At 62.4% G+C, this 16,607-nt stretch carries 15 protein-coding genes and 1 pseudogene; 10 read left to right on the top strand and 6 right to left on the bottom strand.

The features are described from left to right. Positions 1 to 100: 100 nt before the first annotated feature. A complete protein-coding gene (locus ATY78_RS10215; protein WP_088682229.1) occupies positions 101 to 988 on the bottom strand; it encodes a branched-chain amino acid aminotransferase in 888 nt (295 codons plus the stop codon). Between the two features lie 251 nt (positions 989 to 1,239). Between ATY78_RS10215 and ATY78_RS10210 the strand changes: the two genes are divergently transcribed. Further along, on the top strand, positions 1,240 to 2,283 hold the full coding sequence (locus ATY78_RS10210; RefSeq protein ID WP_088682228.1) for a zinc-dependent alcohol dehydrogenase family protein: 1,044 nt from the start codon (positions 1,240 to 1,242) through the stop codon (positions 2,281 to 2,283). Positions 2,284 to 2,514: 231 nt separating this feature from the next. Here ATY78_RS10210 and ATY78_RS10205 read toward each other — a convergent pair. After that, a pseudogene (locus tag ATY78_RS10205) lies at positions 2,515 to 3,332 on the bottom strand (sugar phosphate isomerase/epimerase family protein). A gap of 344 nt (positions 3,333 to 3,676) precedes the next feature. Between ATY78_RS10205 and ATY78_RS10200 the strand changes: the two are divergent. The 4 genes from ATY78_RS10200 to zwf all read left to right on the top strand — a co-directional run bounded on the left by ATY78_RS10200 (position 3,677) and on the right by zwf (position 8,425). Beyond that, entirely contained in the window at positions 3,677 to 4,141 is a 465-nt protein-coding gene (locus tag ATY78_RS10200) for a cupin domain-containing protein (protein ID WP_088682227.1), read from the top strand. Between the two features lie 496 nt (positions 4,142 to 4,637). After that, positions 4,638 to 5,912 carry a hemolysin family protein gene (locus tag ATY78_RS10195; RefSeq protein WP_088682226.1) on the top strand — a complete coding sequence of 425 codons (1,275 nt, stop codon included), beginning with the start codon at positions 4,638 to 4,640 and terminating at the stop codon, positions 5,910 to 5,912. Positions 5,913 to 5,987: 75 nt separating this feature from the next. Beyond that, positions 5,988 to 6,758 carry a trans-aconitate 2-methyltransferase gene (tam, locus tag ATY78_RS10190; RefSeq protein ID WP_088682225.1) on the top strand — a complete coding sequence of 257 codons (771 nt, stop codon included), beginning with the start codon at positions 5,988 to 5,990 and terminating at the stop codon, positions 6,756 to 6,758. A 149-nt stretch (positions 6,759 to 6,907) separates the two neighbouring features. Beyond that, positions 6,908 to 8,425, top strand: coding sequence for a glucose-6-phosphate dehydrogenase (gene zwf, locus ATY78_RS10185; RefSeq protein ID WP_088682224.1), 1,518 nt, complete (start codon positions 6,908 to 6,910; stop codon positions 8,423 to 8,425). A 20-nt stretch (positions 8,426 to 8,445) separates the two neighbouring features. Here the strand turns inward: zwf and ATY78_RS10180 are convergent, their stop codons facing one another. Continuing rightward, complete coding sequence (locus ATY78_RS10180; protein ID WP_088682223.1) at positions 8,446 to 8,769, bottom strand: hypothetical protein; 324 nt, start codon at positions 8,767 to 8,769, stop codon at positions 8,446 to 8,448. Between the two features lie 299 nt (positions 8,770 to 9,068). Here ATY78_RS10180 and ATY78_RS10175 point away from each other — a divergent pair, with 299 nt between their 5' ends. Together ATY78_RS10175 and ATY78_RS10170 are read left to right on the top strand one after the other, a co-directional pair. Then, positions 9,069 to 9,335 (top strand): type II toxin-antitoxin system ParD family antitoxin, encoded by a 267-nt coding sequence (locus ATY78_RS10175; protein WP_088682222.1) that lies wholly within the window; start codon positions 9,069 to 9,071, stop codon positions 9,333 to 9,335. Positions 9,336 to 9,337: 2 nt separating this feature from the next. Beyond that, positions 9,338 to 9,652, top strand: coding sequence for a type II toxin-antitoxin system RelE/ParE family toxin (locus ATY78_RS10170; RefSeq protein ID WP_088682221.1), 315 nt, complete (start codon positions 9,338 to 9,340; stop codon positions 9,650 to 9,652). A gap of 107 nt (positions 9,653 to 9,759) precedes the next feature. Here ATY78_RS10170 and ATY78_RS10165 read toward each other — a convergent pair whose 3' ends face one another. Further along, positions 9,760 to 10,152 (bottom strand): hypothetical protein, encoded by a 393-nt coding sequence (locus tag ATY78_RS10165; RefSeq protein WP_088682220.1) that lies wholly within the window; start codon positions 10,150 to 10,152, stop codon positions 9,760 to 9,762. 224 nt (positions 10,153 to 10,376) lie between these two features. On the opposite strand from ATY78_RS10165, the gene ATY78_RS10160 reads away from it, so the two are divergent. Further along, a complete protein-coding gene (locus ATY78_RS10160) occupies positions 10,377 to 11,942 on the top strand; it encodes a helicase HerA-like C-terminal domain-containing protein (RefSeq protein WP_088682219.1) in 1,566 nt (521 codons plus the stop codon). A 133-nt stretch (positions 11,943 to 12,075) separates the two neighbouring features. On the opposite strand, the gene ATY78_RS28535 is transcribed toward ATY78_RS10160, so the two are convergent. After that, the gene (locus tag ATY78_RS28535) at positions 12,076 to 12,351 is read right to left on the bottom strand and encodes a hypothetical protein (RefSeq protein WP_190237430.1); all 276 of its coding nucleotides are present in this window, start codon (positions 12,349 to 12,351) and stop codon (positions 12,076 to 12,078) included. Between ATY78_RS28535 and ATY78_RS10155 the strand changes: the two genes are divergently transcribed. Then, entirely contained in the window at positions 12,350 to 13,945 is a 1,596-nt protein-coding gene (locus ATY78_RS10155; RefSeq protein ID WP_088682218.1) for an ABC-F family ATP-binding cassette domain-containing protein, read from the top strand. The genes ATY78_RS28535 and ATY78_RS10155 overlap by 2 nt on opposite strands. Positions 13,946 to 13,952: 7 nt before the next feature. On the opposite strand, the gene ATY78_RS10150 is transcribed toward ATY78_RS10155, so the two are convergent. Then, entirely contained in the window at positions 13,953 to 14,450 is a 498-nt protein-coding gene (locus ATY78_RS10150) for a metal-dependent hydrolase (protein ID WP_088682217.1), read from the bottom strand. A gap of 385 nt (positions 14,451 to 14,835) precedes the next feature. On the opposite strand from ATY78_RS10150, the gene ATY78_RS10140 reads away from it, so the two are divergent. Beyond that, positions 14,836 to 16,356: an ABC-F family ATP-binding cassette domain-containing protein gene (locus tag ATY78_RS10140; protein ID WP_088682215.1), complete on the top strand. Its 1,521-nt coding sequence runs from the start codon at positions 14,836 to 14,838 to the stop codon at positions 16,354 to 16,356. The last annotated feature ends 251 nt before the right edge of the window (positions 16,357 to 16,607 follow it).

The raw sequence follows: 16,607 nt of genomic DNA, 5'->3' as shown, positions 1-16,607 counted from the left end.
CGGTTTCACAAGATCGCGCCAGCCCTGCGCTTGCGCTCCGGGCGTTCGCCGCTGCAATCGATTCACTGGATCGATTGCTCCCGCTTCGCGGGATCGCGGCTCACTCCTCGCTCTCGCTCCTGCCGTGGGCCCAGTCCATGTAGAGATCCAGCGCCTTGCGGGTGACCGGGCCTTCCTGGAAATCCCGGCCGTCGAGGCGGGTGACGCCGACAACCTTGGAATAGTTGCCGGTGGTGAAGATTTCGTCGGCCTGCATGAAATCCTCGACGGAAAGCGTTGCTTCGACGACGTCGAAACCGGCCTTGCGTAAGAGGCCGATGACGCGGGCGCGGGTGATGCCGGCAAGGAAAGTGCGGTTGGCGGCCGGTGTCATCACCACGCCGTCGCGCACCAGGAAGACGTTCGAGGAGGCGGTCTCGACGACGTTGCCGTTCAGATCGCGCACCAGCGCATTGTCGAAGCCGCGGCTGCGGGCCTCCGCGATCATGCGGCCGCTGTTCGGGTAGAGCGATCCAGTCTTGGCCTCGGTCATCGCGGTTTCCGGTGACGGGCGCCGATAGGGAGAGACGGTAAGGCTCGTGCCGCCATGGCCGCCCATCGGCGCCTCGAACAGGCAGAGCGCGAAACGGGTCGATTCGGCGTCGACGGAGACGATGCTGCCGGGCGAACCGTGCTCACCCCAATACATCGGCTTGATGTAGATCGCCGTGGCGCCGTCGAATTTCTCAACGCCTTCCCAGGCAAGCGCTGCGATCTCCTCGGCCGATTTCACCGGCTTCAGCCCAATGGCAAGTGCGGAGCGGTTGATGCGCTGGCAGTGCAGGTCGAGATCCGGGGCGATGCCGTCGAACCAGCGGGCGCCGTCGAAGACCGTGGAGCCGAGCCACATGGCATGCGAAGTGGGCCCGATCAGCGGCGGATTGCCGGGGAGCCATTCTCCATCGACATGGGTCCAGGTGGTTGAGCGCGGTGATGTATCGACGGCCATTTTTGCCCTCCCTTATGACGCCGGGAAAGCAAAAACCCCGGCGGCGAGCTGGGTCAAGGACAAATCCGACGCCAAAATACGGAAGCAAGAAAATGCCGGAGGACGGCATCGGGCCGCAATATTCGTGCGCAATGGCAAGCGCTGAAGCGATGGGTGCATCAGCAAAAGTGATAGAATCGAATATTGGAACGTCTGCCCGCCGCATGTCATCATGTCGGGGAATCTCGGATAGGCAGCAAGGGAAGACGCCGATGAAAGCCATGTTTTACGAAGCCTTCGAAAAGGCGCCCGAGATCCGCACCCTGCCCGATCCCACCCCGGCCGAAGACGGTGTCGTCATCGCGGTCGGCGCAAGCGGGCTCTGCCGCAGCGACTGGCACGGCTGGATGGGACACGACCCTGATATCCGCCTGCCGCATGTGCCGGGACACGAGCTTGCCGGGCGTATCGTCGCCACCGGCCGCGGCGTGATGCGTTTCAAGGTCGGCGACCGGGTAACCGTGCCCTTCGTTTCAGGCTGCGGCCGTTGCGGCGAATGCCATTCCGGCAACCAGCAGGTCTGCCCCAACCAATTCCAGCCGGGCTTCACCCATTGGGGCTCCTTCGCCGAATATGTGGCGATCGATTATGCAGACACCAATCTGGTGCACTTGCCCGATACGATCGACGATGCAACGGCGGCAAGTCTCGGCTGCCGCTTCGCCACCTCGTTTCGCGCCGTTGCCGACCAGGCGCGCACCGGCCCCGGCGAGTGGATCGCCGTGCATGGCTGCGGCGGTGTCGGCCTTTCGGCGATCATGATCGCCACCGCGCTCGGGGCCAATGCGATCGGCATCGACATTTCGGAAGAGAAGCTCGCCTTCGCACGCAGCTGCGGCGCAGTGGCGACCGTCAATGCGTCAGGCGTCGCAGACGTCGCGGAGGCCGTGCGCGAGATCACCAAGGGCGGCGCGCATGTCTCGATCGACGCGCTCGGCCATCCCGCCACCTGCTTCAACTCGATCAAGAACCTGCGCCGGCGCGGGCGGCATGTGCAGGTGGGGCTGATGCTTGGCGAGCACGCCACGCCTCAGATCCCGATGGCGCAGGTGATCGGCCACGAACTTGAGATCTACGGCAGCCACGGCATGCAGGCCTGGCGTTACGACGCCATGCTGTCGATGCTCGCCTCCGGCAAGATCGCGCCGCAGAAGCTGATCGGACGGCGAGTCAGCCTGGAAGAAGCCGTGCCGGCGCTGATGGCGCTCGACAAGGCGGAGGCGACGGGCATCAGCGTGATCACGCGGTTTTCGTGAGGAGCGGATAAAGGGAAGTTACAAAGATGGCGGCAGGCAGATGAGGGGGCCACACGGCAGATTGGTAAATTCGCTGAGCGCAAGCGAAGGGCAATGATAGGGCGTGCCGTGTGGCCCCCTCATCCGACCCTACGGGCCACCTTCTCCCCGCTGGGGAGAAGAGGGAACCTAGCCGCGACTTGGTCATCCCATAAGATAGGGCTTCACAGGTTCTCCGCTTTGCAACCCGCCTCACTCAGCCACCCCAATCGAGGCGAGATAGGCCGCAGACGCCGGGATCTTCGACTTGTCCTTGATCTCGATGATCAGGCGCGGGTTGCTGTCGAGCTTGCCAAGTGCTGCAAAGACGGCGCGCCAGTGGATCGAGCCCTCACCGAGGCTCCAATGGCGATCGGCGTATCCGTCGGCATCCTGCAGATGGACATGCTGCAGGTGGTTGCCGGCCGCCTTGATGTAATAATCCACAGGCGGAGCACCGGTATAACCATGGGCATAATGGGCGTGGCCGGTATCGATCGAGACGGCGACGGCCGATGAATTGAAGCTTTCGGCGAGCGCCACGCGGATATGCGGATCCTTGTCCTCGATGTTCTCGATGACCATGGTGCAGCCGATATCCTCGGCGCGCCTGACGGCATCGCGCAACGTCAGATGCACGCGCTCGATTAGCTCCTCGCGAGCGCCGTCATTATTGTCGAGGTTGTTGTAGGACCATGAGGTGTAGGGACTGTGGACGACCATCTGCGTCGCGCCGATGGCGGCGCAGACATCGAGGCCCTGCAGCAGACGTCTGCTGACGACGGCGCGGATATCGGGATCTTCTGAGGCGATGGTGAAACCCCAGAACGGTCCATAATGCCGAGACGCCCGGCATGACCGTCGAGCAGCCGCCTGGCGCGGGCGGCGAGCGGCGTCCAGTCGCCGTTCAGGATGTCGGCATCGACGAAGCTTTGCAATTCGAGATCGCGAGGCTTTTCGAACAGCCAGTCACGGTGAAGCTCGACTTCATCGAGCGTCACGGCGGCGCCGACGACGGGAAGAGAAGACATGGATGCGCTCCGTAAAGGTGAATGCGAGGGGGCGTGGAGGGCCGGAACAGCCGCCGCGTTCTATGAGCTCCTTCTGTGTCGGCGGTATTACAGGCGCAGCGCCCTCAAAGGGCGGCCGGGACGACCTAGCGCAATTGTCGCAGCCGCACAGGCCTTGCGAAAGCAACCCGCCACACCGATATCACCGCTCATCGTCTTCATGATGCATCGATGCGCGGGAAGCCTGGATCTTGGCGTCAGAGCCGGTGCCGTCGCGGAGACTGGCACGGCGATCCCGGCATCGGGCTGTTGCCAAAAGCGGCGCAAAGGCCTATCGGCTGCGCCCGCAAGAAAAAGAAAGAGACATGATGTCCAACTCATTTGTGAAAAAGCATGCCGAGAACGAGAAGCGATTTTTCGTCCTGGGCGACCGGATCGAACGGCGGCTTCGTCTCCGCGGAAATTGGCTCAACATCTTCGACGTCACCGTGCCGCCCGGCAGCCGGACGCCGAAACATGCGCATGCCAGTCCTGAGGTGTTCCGCATCCTGGAGGGGCGCCTGACGATCTGGCGTCTCACCGACAACGGTCCCGAAGAGATCGAGGCCGGAGCCGGCGACATCGTCACCATCGCGCCCTTCATGGTGCACGGCTACTCCAATCGCGGAACTGTCCCTGCGGTCTTTTCCGCGGTCGTGGATCGGGAGATGGCCGAATTCATCGAAGCGGAAGGTGCGACCGAGCCACCGAAGTCCAGCCCTTCGGCTGAGACCATCGCCCGCATGACGGCGGCCGCCAATGCTTACGGGATCACCATCCTGGCGGCCTGACGGCGCAGGAGCAGGAGCAGTGATGCCGGAACGTTTCTAGCGATTTTCGGCATCACGCAGAAATGTGAGAAAACTCCCCAAAACTCTTGCCCAGAACACAGCGCCGCCGTTTTCGAAACTGTCATATCAGTGCGGTACAAGGATTTTCGCCCGGCGCCTCTTGCGCCGGATCGGTTTCACCGCCAAAATTGCGCCATGCCTGACAGCGACCCATCCAGTACACGTTCCGCCCGTTCCAGCCGGGATCTCCCGGCCGAAGACGCGGGTGGCCATTGTAGACGGCGTCGCGATCTCCGCCGCGTCTCGGGCCTGTCACGACTTGCGCAGAAAGGGCCGCTTTCCGGAGCCTCCCCGCTGACAGCCCCCTTATGGCCGGCCTCCTCTTGCCGACGGCATATGACTTTCACTTCAGAGGAGCGGTCCTCCGTGACGACGACCGTGCCTCGCCGCGTCGCCTGATGAATGCGGCATTACAACCTCAACGAATAGGGTCCCTGTGTTTCTGGAAATTGGAATTGTGGCGTTTCTTACCATCCTGAATGGTGTGCTCGCCATGTCTGAACTGGCCGTCGTGTCTTCTCGAACGGCCCGCCTGAAGGTTCTCTCCGACAATGGAAGCAAGGGGGCAGCTCAAGCGATCAAACTTGCCGAAAACCCCGGCCGTTTTCTCTCGACCGTGCAGATCGGCATCACGCTGGTCGGCGTTCTCTCGGGCGCGTTCTCGGGAGCCACGCTTGGCGGCCGCCTGGCCGGATGGCTGGTGGCCCAGGGGATATCATCGGCGGCCGCTGACGCCATCGGCGTCGGTTCCGTCGTCGTGGCGATCACATATCTCTCCCTGATCGTCGGCGAACTTGTTCCAAAGCAGATCGCATTGCGGGAACCCGAAGCGGTTGCGGCAAGGGTCGCGCCGGCCATGGCAGTGCTTTCGAAGATCGCGCTGCCGCTCGTGTGGCTGCTGAACGCCTCCGGAAATCTTGTCCTCAAGCTGCTCGGCCAAGCGGGAAAAGGCGGTGACAATGTCTCAGACGAAGAGATCAAGACCGTTCTGGCCGAGGCGCAGTCGGCCGGCGTGATCGAAAGCGAAGAGTCCGCGATGATCTCAGGCGTCATGCGGCTGGCGGACCGCACCGCCCGGGCGCTCATGACGCCTCGACGCGACGTCGAAATCATCGATATCGACGACAGCCTCGATGAAATTCGAACGCAGTTGCACCGGACGAAACGGTCGCGGTTGCCCGTTCGGAAAGGCAGCTCGGACGAGGTGATCGGCATCCTTCCGGTCAAGGACTTCTACGACGCCATGTCCGAACACGGCAGTGCCGACATCAAGGCTCTGACGCAGGATGTCCCGGTGGTTTCGGACCTTTCGACTGCCATCAATGTCATCGAAGCCATCCGGAAATCGCCCGTCCACATGGTCCTGGTTTTCGACGAGTACGGTCATTTCGAGGGGATCGTTTCATCAGGAGACATTCTGGAAGCGATCATGGGGGCTCTCCAGGAAGGCCCTGTCGATGAACAGGCCATCGCTCGCCGGGATGACGGTTCGTACCTCGTGTCCGGCTGGACGCCGATTGACGAATTCGCCGAGTTCTTGAACCTTAAGCTCGATGACGATCTCGAATATCAGACCGTGGCCGGCCTGGTGCTGGAAGAGTTGAAACATCTGCCGGAATTGGGCGAGAGCTTCACGAGGGATGGATGGCGCTTCGAAGTCATCGATCTCGACGGGCGGCGCGTGGACAAAATACTTGTGTCTGCTGATTGAACTCGACGGTCGCAACATCGACAAGATCCGCATCCACGACAGGGAAGATGTGGCCTGACAGCAGGAGTGAACCCCATGGCATGGTCCGCAAGCCAGTATGTGAAATTCGAGGATGAGCGCACAAGACCGGCGCGCGACCTTCTGGCGCAAGTGCCGTTGCAGAGCCTTCGCCGCGCCGTTGACCTCGGTTGCGGACCGGGCAACTCGACCGAACTGATCATCGACCGCTACGGGGCGGACGGCATCTCCGGCCTCGACAGCGATTTGAACATGCTGGAGGCAGCCCGCAAGCGGCTTCCGGGTACCGCCTTCGTCGAGGCGGATCTCGCCAGCTGGCAGCCCCAGGAACCGGCCGACCTGCTCTTTGCCAACGCCGTCTTCCAATGGCTGCCCGATCATGTCGATATCTTCGACCGGCTGATGGACGGGCTTTCTCCCGGCGGCGTACTTGCCGTGCAGATGCCCGACAATCTCGGCGAACCCTCGCATCTGGCGATGGAGGAGACCGCGCATGCCGGCCCCTGGAAGGCTGCCTTCGAGGCAAAGAGCGTGCGTCGCAAGGGACTACCTGCGCCGTCCACCTATTACTCCCGGCTGATCGCCAAAGCCTCGCGCGTCGATATCTGGCACACCATCTACAATCACCCGATGGCCGATGCGGCCGCGATCGTCGAATGGGTGAAGGGGACCGGGCTGATGCCCTATCTCTCCCATGCCGGTGATAGATATCGCGAGGCATTTCTCGCCGACTATCTCGAGCGGGTGGAAAGAGCCTATCCGAAACTGTCGGACGGGCGCGTGCTGCTCAGATTTCCAAGAATTTTCATGGTTGCCGTGAAGGCATAAACTCAATCGCGACCAATGGGCGCACGTTGCGGAAATCGACGCGCGCGCACTTCAAATTGATGTCAAACGCTTGTTATCGCTCGCCCTCATGGTGCTTGCGGCGAAACAGGCAGGCATTATAGTCGGCCGAAATCTCGGGAGATGACATCATGGACGCTGCCCCTACTCCACCGGTCACCCTCGTCATCTTCGGCGCCACAGGCGACCTGACGCGCCGCCTGCTGGTGCCGGCGATCATCAACCTGACGCGGAGCCGTCTCGTCGGCGAGGATCTCCACATTCTCGGCATCGGCATCGAGCAGGGCGACGACGAGTTCCTACGCGGGCGGCTCGACGATTTCCTGAGCCATCTGCACGGCGAAGAGCAAACGGTGAAGGATGAGGCGTGGGAGAGCCTGCGCCGGCGCATTTCCTATATGCCCGGGGATTTCACCAAGGATGAGATCTTCATCGAGATCGGCAGGCGGCTGGGGCCGAATGCCAATGCCGCCTTCTATCTTGCCGTGCCGCCGTCCTTCTTCGGAACGATCGTCGAAAAGCTCGCCGCACATGGCCTGACCGACGAAAAGGACGGCACCTTCCGCCGGATCGCCATCGAGAAGCCGTTCGGCACCGATCTCGCTTCAGCGCAGGCTCTCAATGCACAGATCCTTGCTCAGGTTGCAGAAAGCCAAGTCTACCGGCTCGACCATTTCCTCGGCAAGGAAACGGTGCAGAACCTGATGACGGCGCGATTTGCCAACATGATCATCGAGTCCTTGTGGAACAGCCGCTACATCGACCATGTGCAGATCACTGCTGCCGAGATCGTCGATGTCGGCAGCCGCGGCAAATTCTACGATGCGACAGGCGCGCTGCGCGACATGGTGCCGAACCATCTCTTCCAGCTGCTGGCGATGATCGCCATGGAGCCGCCGAACAGCTTCGATGCCGAAGCGATCCGCAACGAGAAGAGCAAAGTGCTGAAAGCTCTGCGCATCTATACGCCCGAGGAGGCGAAGACGCACGGCGTACGCGGCACCTATGCGGCGGGTCCGCTCAACGGCGTCGAGCTTCCGGCCTTTCGCGACACCAAGGACGTCTCGCCGGACAGCCGGACGGAAACCTTCGTCGCCCTGAAACTCTATGCCGATACATGGCGCTGGGCCGGCGTGCCCTTCTACCTCAGGACCGGCAAGGCGCTGACGGCGCGCGATACCGAGATCGTCATCACCTTCCAGCCGGTGCCCTTCGCGCAGTTCCGCGAGACCGAAGTCAATCGCCGCCTGCCGCCGAACCGGCTGGTCATCCAGGTGCAGCCGGACGAGGGCATGAGCATGGAAATCTCGATCAAGTCGCCGGGACTTTCGGTCGATACCGTGCCTGTCTCGCTCGACTTCCACTATGCCGACAAATTCGATATCGGCAAGACGACCGGCTATGAGTCGCTGCTCTATGACCTCTTCATCGGCGATCAGACGCTGTTCCAGCGCGCCGACGGCATCGAGGCCGGCTGGGCGGCCGTCCAGCCCTTTCTCGACATTTGGAGCAAGGATGAGGCCACGCCCGACGCCTACGCGCCGGGCAGCATGGGGCCGGCCTGCGCCGATGAGCTTATCCAGCGCGACGGGCGGCAGTGGCATGAACTCGGCGTTGTGCTGCATCGAAACGAAGAGAACGGCAAATAGCGTCGCTCTCCCCGCCGCTGTCAGTTTCCGCTATTGTCCGGGCAGGCAGGGTTGACGGAGGCGCCGCTATTGCCGCCCTGCGTGGCAAGAGCGCCACGGGCCTTGCGCGGCGGGCAGCGCGCCCAATCGACGGGGCCGCTTAATGGTTCACTGCCGACGCTGCCCGTTTCGAACGAGTCGAGCGGGATCGTCAGTCCGCTTTGCGTTTCGGCTCCCGGCGCGGTGCCGAGCGGCGGCGTGCCGTCGAAACGACCGCTGGCGTCCATGCCCATGTTCGACTGGGCAAGAACCGGGGCTGAGAGGCTAAGGAGAGCGATCGAAGTTGCTGCAATCAACCTGCGCATGATGCTGTTCCTCCTGGTTTCAACGATGCGATAATAACAGCAATTCGATCTCCGTGGTTCCCCATGGATCAGGCCGGACGATCAAAGTTTGGCGATTGAATATGGTCCTTGCGGCGGCGGTGCTTCCAGTAGTGGCGGCTACAAACTCGAACTCAATCCGCCGGTAAATTCCTGCAGCGGCTGATCGCTGACGAATACGAATAGGCCCGCGATCTTGGATGGCTGCCTAAGTCAAAGATTGACATCTATTGCCACAAAAAAGCGACTGCCCCATACTGTCGACAACGAAAGGAGCCCCTATGCCAAACGTTGCGCTCGGAAGCCACTACGACGAATTTGTCCGGAAGCAGCTGGAGTCTGGCCGTTACAACAACGCCAGCGAGGTTGTCCGTGCAGGCTTGCGGCTGCTGGAGGATCATGAGGCGGCCCGCGAGCGCTGGCTCAATGAGGAGATCCCGGCGCGCTACGACGACCTGGTGAAAAACCCGGGCCTCGGCATCCCGGCCGAGACAGTGCGAGCCCGCTTTGCAACCAAGCGCCGGAATGACGCGGCGAAAGCCAAGTAGGCATGGCCTACCGCATCATCTACCATCCAAAGGCGGAAGCCGAACTCGACAAGCTCTATGCAGATATTGCCGTTGAGGCGGGAACCGGCATCGCCGGCGACTTCGTTGACGCGGTGATCACCTTCATCGAGGCACTGGAAACGTTCCCGAAACGGGGCACGGTGCGGGAAAGCCGAATTCCCGGCCTCAGGGTTATCGGCTACCGGCATAGCGTCAGCGTGGTGTTCTCAGTGAGCGGCGATGACATCAGCATATTGGGCGTGTTCGCGCGTGGGCGTGATATTACAGACGAGATCCTGGAGGAGCGACAACGGTAAGCCGGCAGGCGAGCCAAATGAACGGTCAGTTATAGACTTGTTTCGGTCGGCTCAGGGTATCGAGCCCCGCAGCGGCACCGCGGGGCTCTTCTGTTTTCCGCCGCCGTTTAGACGAACTGGCTGAGGCCGGGAACGGAAGCGACCACCTCGTCGACGACCTCCTCGCCGGCGTATTGCTTGGCAATGGCGATGGTTTCCTTGGCAAGCGAAGTGATCTCGCCCATGCCGAGGCCCTCGCCCATCAGCTGCTGGCCGAGGCCCATGATGCCGCCGCCGCCGAGCGCGCTCATCAGCCCGCCGAGGAGACCGCCGCCGCCGGCACCTGCGCCGTTGAACTGGGCGACGAGATCGGCGCCGCCGGGGATCGCCTCGATCATCCGGGCGACAGGACCGTCGGCAGCTTCGCGCTGCAGGAAGCCGAGCATCATGCCGAGCGCCTTTTCGGCCAGATCCGGCGCGATACCTACGCGATCAGCGATCTGAGTCACAATTTCATTCATCGTCAGCCTCCTTATTATTTTGACGTTAACGTCAACGTTAATCGAGATTCGGCCGCAACTCAAGCGGCCCCTCCGGCCAGCACATTGTCCGGTTTCGCTATCAATGCAACCAGTTGTTCGCATCCGCCTCCCTGCTTATAACAGAGAAACAATGGTTCGATGAAGGCGGCGGAAGAACCCATGCCTTTCGACACAAGCGGCGTAGGCCGAGGGAGACATTCCGAATGCTCGAGGAAGGTAAGATTTTCATCGGCGCGAGCCGCAATCCCGATGACAGCATCAACAAGCCGGAATATCTCGACCTGAAATTCGGCAACCGTCACGGCCTCGTCACCGGCGCCACCGGCACCGGCAAGACGGTGACGCTGCAGGTGCTGGCGGAAGGCTTCTCCCGCGCCGGCGTCCCGGTCTTTGCCGCCGATATCAAGGGCGACCTTTCCGGCATCGCCGCCAAGGGCGAGACCAAGGATTTCCTGACCAAGCGCGCCGAGCAGATCGGTTTTGCCGATTACGAATTCGACCAGTTTCCGGTCATTTTCTGGGATCTGTTCGGGCAGAAGGGCCATCGGGTGCGCACCACCGTCGCCGAAATGGGACCGCTGCTGCTCGCCCGGCTGATGGATGCCTCGGAGCCGCAGGAAGGCGTCATCAACATCGCCTTCAAGATCGCCGATCAGGCCGGGCTGCCGCTGCTCGACCTCAAGGATTTCACGTCGCTGCTCAATTATATGGGCGAAAACGCCAGTGAGCTTTCCAGCCAATACGGCCTGATCTCCAAGGCTTCCGTCGGCTCGATCCAGCGGGCGCTGCTCGTTCTCGAGCAGCAGGGCGCCGAGCACTTCTTCGGCGAGCCGGCGCTGAAGATTACCGACATCATGCGTACCAGCAATAACGGCTACGGCCAGATCTCGGTGCTTGCCGCCGACAAGCTGATGATGAACCCGCGCCTCTACGCCACTTTCCTGCTCTGGCTGCTCTCCGAGCTCTTCGAGGAACTGCCGGAAGTGGGCGATCCGGAAAAGCCGAAGCTGGTCTTCTTCTTCGACGAAGCGCATCTGCTCTTCAACGACGCGCCGAAGGTGCTCATCGAACGCGTCGAGCAGGTGGTCCGGCTGATCCGCTCCAAGGGCGTCGGCGTCTATTTCGTGACGCAGAACCCGCTCGACGTGCCGGAAACGGTGCTTGCCCAGCTCGGCAACCGCGTCCAGCATGCGTTGCGCGCCTATTCGCCGCGCGAGCAGAAGGCGGTGAAGACGGCAGCCGACACGTTCCGCCCGAACCCGGCCTTCGATTGCGCCACCGTCATCACCACGCTCGGCACCGGCGAGGCGCTGGTCTCGACGCTGGAGGCCAAAGGCGCGCCATCGATCGTCGAGCGCACGCTGATCCGCCCGCCTTCAGGCCGCGTCGGCCCGCTGACGGATCCAGAACGTCAGCAGATCATGGACAGGAGCCCGGTTCTCGGTGTCTACGACGAAGACGTCGACCGCGAATCCGCATTCGAGATTCTCGCGGCCCGGGCAAAGAAGGCAGCGGACGCCGATGCCGCCAAGCGGGCGCAGGACGACGCGGCCCAGCAACAGTCGGGCAGCACCACCTCAGGCTGGACAATACCGGGCTTCGGCGGCGATGACGACAGCCAGCAAGGCCGCGGACAATCGCGCGGCCGGGCTTCCGGCTATCAGCGCGAGACGGTGATGGAGGCCGCAATGAAGAGCGTGGCGCGCACGGTGGCGACCCAAGTCGGCCGGGCGCTGGTGCGCGGGATATTGGGAAGCTTGAAGCGGTAGGGTCACGATCTGAATTGTTTCGGGAACCGGTTCTCCGTTCAGGCCGGCGCCCCCTCATCCGCCTGCCGGCACCTTCTCCCCGCCGGGGAGAAGGGAAGCAAGCCGCAAGGCGCCGAATTGGCGATAGGTGGGTTTAATAACGGCAGAACAGCGCCGCATATCTCTTCTCCCCTCGGGGAGAAGATGCCGGCAGGCAGATGAGGGGGCTCCGAACTCCCACTTTTCCGTCGCCATGATGTGAGGCTGACAAGATCATATCTACCACCTGAATACCTGCCGTGCCTTGAACCCGACGCCTTTCTTCCCTAGATTCCTCACCATCGACCATTTCAACAGGATGTGTGCAGCAATGGATTTCAACCCAATCGCAAAGCCGGTTCGCCTTGCCAACGGGGAAATCCATATCCATGCCTGCCTCCATCACCCTCTCGCACATTTCATGGGCCGCGCCTGACGGGCGGTCGCTTTTTTCCGATCTCGACCTGAGCTTCGGGACCGAACGCACCGGCCTCGTCGGACGCAACGGCGTCGGCAAGACGACGCTGCTCAAGCTCGTCTCCGGCGATCTTCGGCCGCAGTCGGGAACGATAGCCGTCGGCGGCAGCCTCGGCGTGCTGCGTCAAAGCGTTCAGGTCGCGGCCGATGAAACCATCGCCGATCTCTTCGGCGTGGCCGGGGCGCTTGAACTTCTTCATCGTGCGGGAACCGGCGCGGCAACGGCCGACGAGCTCGCCTCGGCGGATTGGATGCTGGAGACGCGCATTGCTGCCGCTCTCAATCGCACCGGGCTCGACGCAGAACCACAGACGCCACTTGCCGCACTTTCCGGCGGGCAGCGCACACGCGCCGGGCTTGCCGCCCTGATCTTCGCCGAGCCGGATTTCCTGTTGCTCGACGAACCCACAAACAATCTCGACCGCGACGGCCGCGAGGCCGTGATCGCGCTGATATCGGGTTGGCGGGCGGGTGCGATCATCGTCAGCCATGATCGGGAACTGCTCGAAAACGTTGACGCGATCGTCGAACTGACGTCGCTCGGCGCCGCGCGCTACGGCGGCAACTGGAGCCATTATCGCGAACGCAAGGCTCTCGAGCTTGCGGCCGCCGAGCACGATCTTGCCGATGCCGAAAGGCGCATGGCGGAGGTTGCCAGGAAGGCGCAGGCGACGGTGGAGCGTCAGGCGCATAGGGACCGCGCCGGGCGGAAGATGGCCGCCAAGGGCGGCATCCCGCGCATTATGCTCGGCGGTATGAAGGAGCGGAGCGAAACGACAGGCGGCGACAATGCCCGCCTTGCCGAACGCCGACGCACCCAGGCACTGGAAGAGGCAAAGGCAGCACGCGAAAAGATCGAGATCCTCCAGCCGCTGTCGGTGAAATTGCCATCAACCGGCTTGCCCGCCAACAAGATGATACTGAAAATGGATGGCGTGACGGCGGGTTATCAGCCGGGCGATCCTATCATCCGCGATCTCTCTTTTGACATGACGGGACCGGAGCGCATCGCCGTCATCGGCAGCAACGGCTCGGGCAAGACGACGCTGCTTTCGCTTGTCACCGGCGAACTGAAGCCCTGGGCCGGCACGGTCGGCGTCATGACCGCTTTCACGATGCTCGATCAGACGGTGAGCCTCCTCGATCCGTCGGCTTCGATCCGCGATAATTTTCGCCGGATCAATCCGCAAGCCGACGAAAATACCTGCCGGGCAGCCCTCGCCCGTTTCATGTTCAGGGCCGACGCGGCGCTGCAGGTGGTCTCGACGCTGAGCGGCGGGCAATTGCTGCGCGCCGGCCTCGCCTGCACGCTCGGCGCAGCACCCCCGCCCCTTCTGATCCTCGACGAGCCGACCAATCACCTCGACATCGATTCGATCGCCGCGGTCGAGGCCGGGCTGCGGGCCTATGACGGCGCACTGCTTGTCGTCAGCCACGACGAGACGTTCCTTGAGAACATCGGGATAACGCGGCGGCTGGGACTGCACGGCGCCGGGCCAGCCGGATAATTCCGGCTCATGCCCGTTGCGTGCTTCGACCGCGGCGGTTGCTGCGAACGGCGACGATCAACGCCGTTGCACAGATCAGGAGTTCCAGGCCGAAAGTCCAGTGCAGCATGAAACTGACGACCCAGTTGCCATAGGTCGCAGGCACCGTCGTCAGTTCGAATTTCGTCCAATCGAAGGGGGCCAGCCAGAACAGCGGTGCGGCGACGGTATCCATGACCATGTGGAGCATGACGGCCGTGAAAAAGACGGTGGCCACGGGAAACCACCGTGGTGCCAACCGCCCCACCGCGGGCAGAATTACGGCGGCGAGAGCGAGCCAGAACAGCGGCCAGTGGGTGACATAATCGTGATGGTGAACTTTTCCGCCGGTCAGAAAGAAATAGACCATGTCGAAATCCGGAAGCACGCTGCCGACCAATGCGGCGGTCATGATGCCGGATGCTTTGGATCGCTGCCGCGCGGCGCTCCCCAGAATGTAACCTGCAGGCAAATGAGCAATGAGCATGCGTCTGATCTCCCGATCGGCCCCCGAGAATCGTCTATGCATGATTTATGGCTGGAAATCGGCGCGTATGCGGTTCTCTTGCCTGTTCTTGCAGGCAATGTTATTTCAATGCCCTACAACTCTTTCGAGAAAGGAGGATCACGCCTTGCAATATTATTTCCGGTTTAATCGCCAGCGTGGTCCCGTCAACGCCCTGCAGATGCGTTTGCAGGGCTGACCAGAGACCGTTCCCGATATCTCTTCCTGGTCTGCCCTTCGTGGCCAATGCGGCGCCGTACAGCTTGCAGCGCGCATTCCTTTGATTTTCCGGCCCCGATACCGCGCAATTCCGTGACGGCTGAGTGCCCCGGATCGCGCGCTTCCCGGCCAAGACCAGAGAACGATCATGACTCTCATCAACATCCGCAATCTCGGCGTGACGCTGGGCAATCCCTTGTTTTCCAAACTCAATCTCGTCGTCAATTCAGGCGACCGCATCGGCCTCGTCGCGGCCAACGGGCGGGGAAAGTCGACGCTGCTTGCCTGTATCACCGGCGCATTGGAGCCGACCGAGGGCGAGATCACCAAAGCGCGCGGGCTGACCATTGGTCATGTCGCGCAGAACGTGCCGCCCGGGCTTTTCGACACGCCGTTCTATGACGCGGTGCTGCAGGCGCTGCCGGCCGATCAGGCCGAAAGCGAAGCCTGGCGCGTCGACGTGGTGCTGGAATCGCTCGATGTGCCCGAAGCGATGCGCAGCCGGCCGCTCAAGCATTTGAGCGGCGGATGGCAGCGGCTCGCCCTGCTTGCCCGCACCTGGGTCACCGAACCCGACGTGCTGCTGCTCGACGAGCCGACCAACCATCTCGACCTCGAAAAGATCGCCCAGCTGGAAGGCTGGCTGAATGCGCTGCCGCGCGACGTGCCGGTCATCCTCTCCAGCCACGACCGCGCCTTTCTCGATGCGACGACCAACCGGACCCTGTTCCTGCGGCCGGAACAATCGCCGATCTTCGCCCTTCCCTATACACGCGCGCGCACAGCCCTCGACGAGGCCGACGCCTCCGAAGCCAAACGATACGAGCGCGACATGAAGACGGCGGAGCAACTGCGCAAGCAGGCAGCCAAGCTCAACAATATCGGCATCAATTCCGGCAGCGATCTGCTCGTCGTCAAGACCAAGCAGCTCAAGCAACGGGCCGAAAAGCTGGAGGATGCGGCAAAACCCGCCCATCTCGAGCGCTCGGCCGGGGCGATCCGGCTTTCCAATCGCGGCACGCATGCCAAGGTGCTGGTGACGCTTGAGGATGCGGCGGTGACGACGCCTGACGGAACACTGCTGTTCAAGACCGGCCGGCAATTCATCTGCCAGGGGGACCGCATCGTGCTGCTCGGCCTCAACGGCGCCGGAAAGTCGCGGCTGGTGTCGATGCTGAAACAGGCCATTGAAACGCAGGAAGCTGGACGAGACGGCATCAAGGCGACGCCTTCGGTCGTTCTCGGCTATGGCGACCAGGCGCTTGCCGATCTTGCCGATACCGATACGCCGATCGGCACGATCATCCGCCGCTTCGATGTCGGGGACCAGCGGGCGCGGGCCTTGCTCGCCGGAGCCGGGATGACGATCGACATGCAGGCCAAACCGATCGGCCAGCTTTCCGGCGGCCAGAAGGCGCGGCTCGGCATGCTGGTGCTCAGGCTGACGGAACCGAACTTCTATCTGCTCGACGAGCCGACCAACCATCTCGATATCGAGGGGCAGGAAGCGCTGGAGAGCGAACTGATGGCGCACGACGCGAGCTGCCTGCTGGTCTCGCACGACCGCAGTTTCGTGCGGGCGGTCGGGAACCGGTTCTGGCTGATCGAGAAGAAACGGCTGGTGGAGGTGGAGAACCCGGAGGGTTTCTTTGCTTCGGTTGCCGGGTGATGGATTGACTGGAAAGTGATTGTCGCTGGGTGCCGTGCAGCCCCCTCATCCGCCCTACGGGCACCTTCTCCCCGCTGGGGAGAAGAGGAATCGAGAGGTCGCGGCATAACCCCTTCTCCCCAGCGGGGCTATTAGATTCACACATTGTCGAAAGCGGATAGGAGAAGGGATACGCCGCGCTTGGCGGCCTGGAACTGTTGCCATCCGTCGAGCATGACGATCGGTCCTGGCTTGCCGTAGTAGCCGGTCCA

It is taken from the genome of Rhizobium sp. R635, assembly GCF_002211285.1.
GTDB lineage: Bacteria > Pseudomonadota > Alphaproteobacteria > Rhizobiales > Rhizobiaceae > Rhizobium.
Note: the sequence above shows the minus strand (reverse complement) of the source record. Positions and strands in the feature narration are given on the sequence as shown.

Bases quoted from the DNA above. Each gene is read 5' to 3' on its own strand.
- ATY78_RS10140 (WP_088682215.1), top strand. From the start codon at position 14,836: ATGACTCTCATCAACATCCGCAATCTCGGCGTGACGCTGGGCAATCCC.
- ATY78_RS10150 (WP_088682217.1), bottom strand. From the start codon at position 14,450: ATGCTCATTGCTCATTTGCCTGCAGGTTACATTCTGGGGAGCGCCGCG.
- ATY78_RS10215 (WP_088682229.1), bottom strand. From the start codon at position 988: ATGGCCGTCGATACATCACCGCGCTCAACCACCTGGACCCATGTCGAT.
- ATY78_RS10175 (WP_088682222.1), top strand. From the start codon at position 9,069: ATGCCAAACGTTGCGCTCGGAAGCCACTACGACGAATTTGTCCGGAAG.
- ATY78_RS10180 (WP_088682223.1), bottom strand. From the start codon at position 8,769: ATGCGCAGGTTGATTGCAGCAACTTCGATCGCTCTCCTTAGCCTCTCA.
- ATY78_RS28535 (WP_190237430.1), bottom strand. From the start codon at position 12,351: ATGGATATGGATTTCCCCGTTGGCAAGGCGAACCGGCTTTGCGATTGG.
- ATY78_RS10170 (WP_088682221.1), top strand. From the start codon at position 9,338: ATGGCCTACCGCATCATCTACCATCCAAAGGCGGAAGCCGAACTCGAC.
- ATY78_RS10210 (WP_088682228.1), top strand. From the start codon at position 1,240: ATGAAAGCCATGTTTTACGAAGCCTTCGAAAAGGCGCCCGAGATCCGC.
- ATY78_RS10165 (WP_088682220.1), bottom strand. From the start codon at position 10,152: ATGAATGAAATTGTGACTCAGATCGCTGATCGCGTAGGTATCGCGCCG.
- tam (WP_088682225.1), top strand. From the start codon at position 5,988: ATGGCATGGTCCGCAAGCCAGTATGTGAAATTCGAGGATGAGCGCACA.
- ATY78_RS10160 (WP_088682219.1), top strand. From the start codon at position 10,377: ATGCTCGAGGAAGGTAAGATTTTCATCGGCGCGAGCCGCAATCCCGAT.
- ATY78_RS10155 (WP_088682218.1), top strand. From the start codon at position 12,350: ATGCCTGCCTCCATCACCCTCTCGCACATTTCATGGGCCGCGCCTGAC.
- ATY78_RS10200 (WP_088682227.1), top strand. From the start codon at position 3,677: ATGATGTCCAACTCATTTGTGAAAAAGCATGCCGAGAACGAGAAGCGA.
- zwf (WP_088682224.1), top strand. From the start codon at position 6,908: ATGGACGCTGCCCCTACTCCACCGGTCACCCTCGTCATCTTCGGCGCC.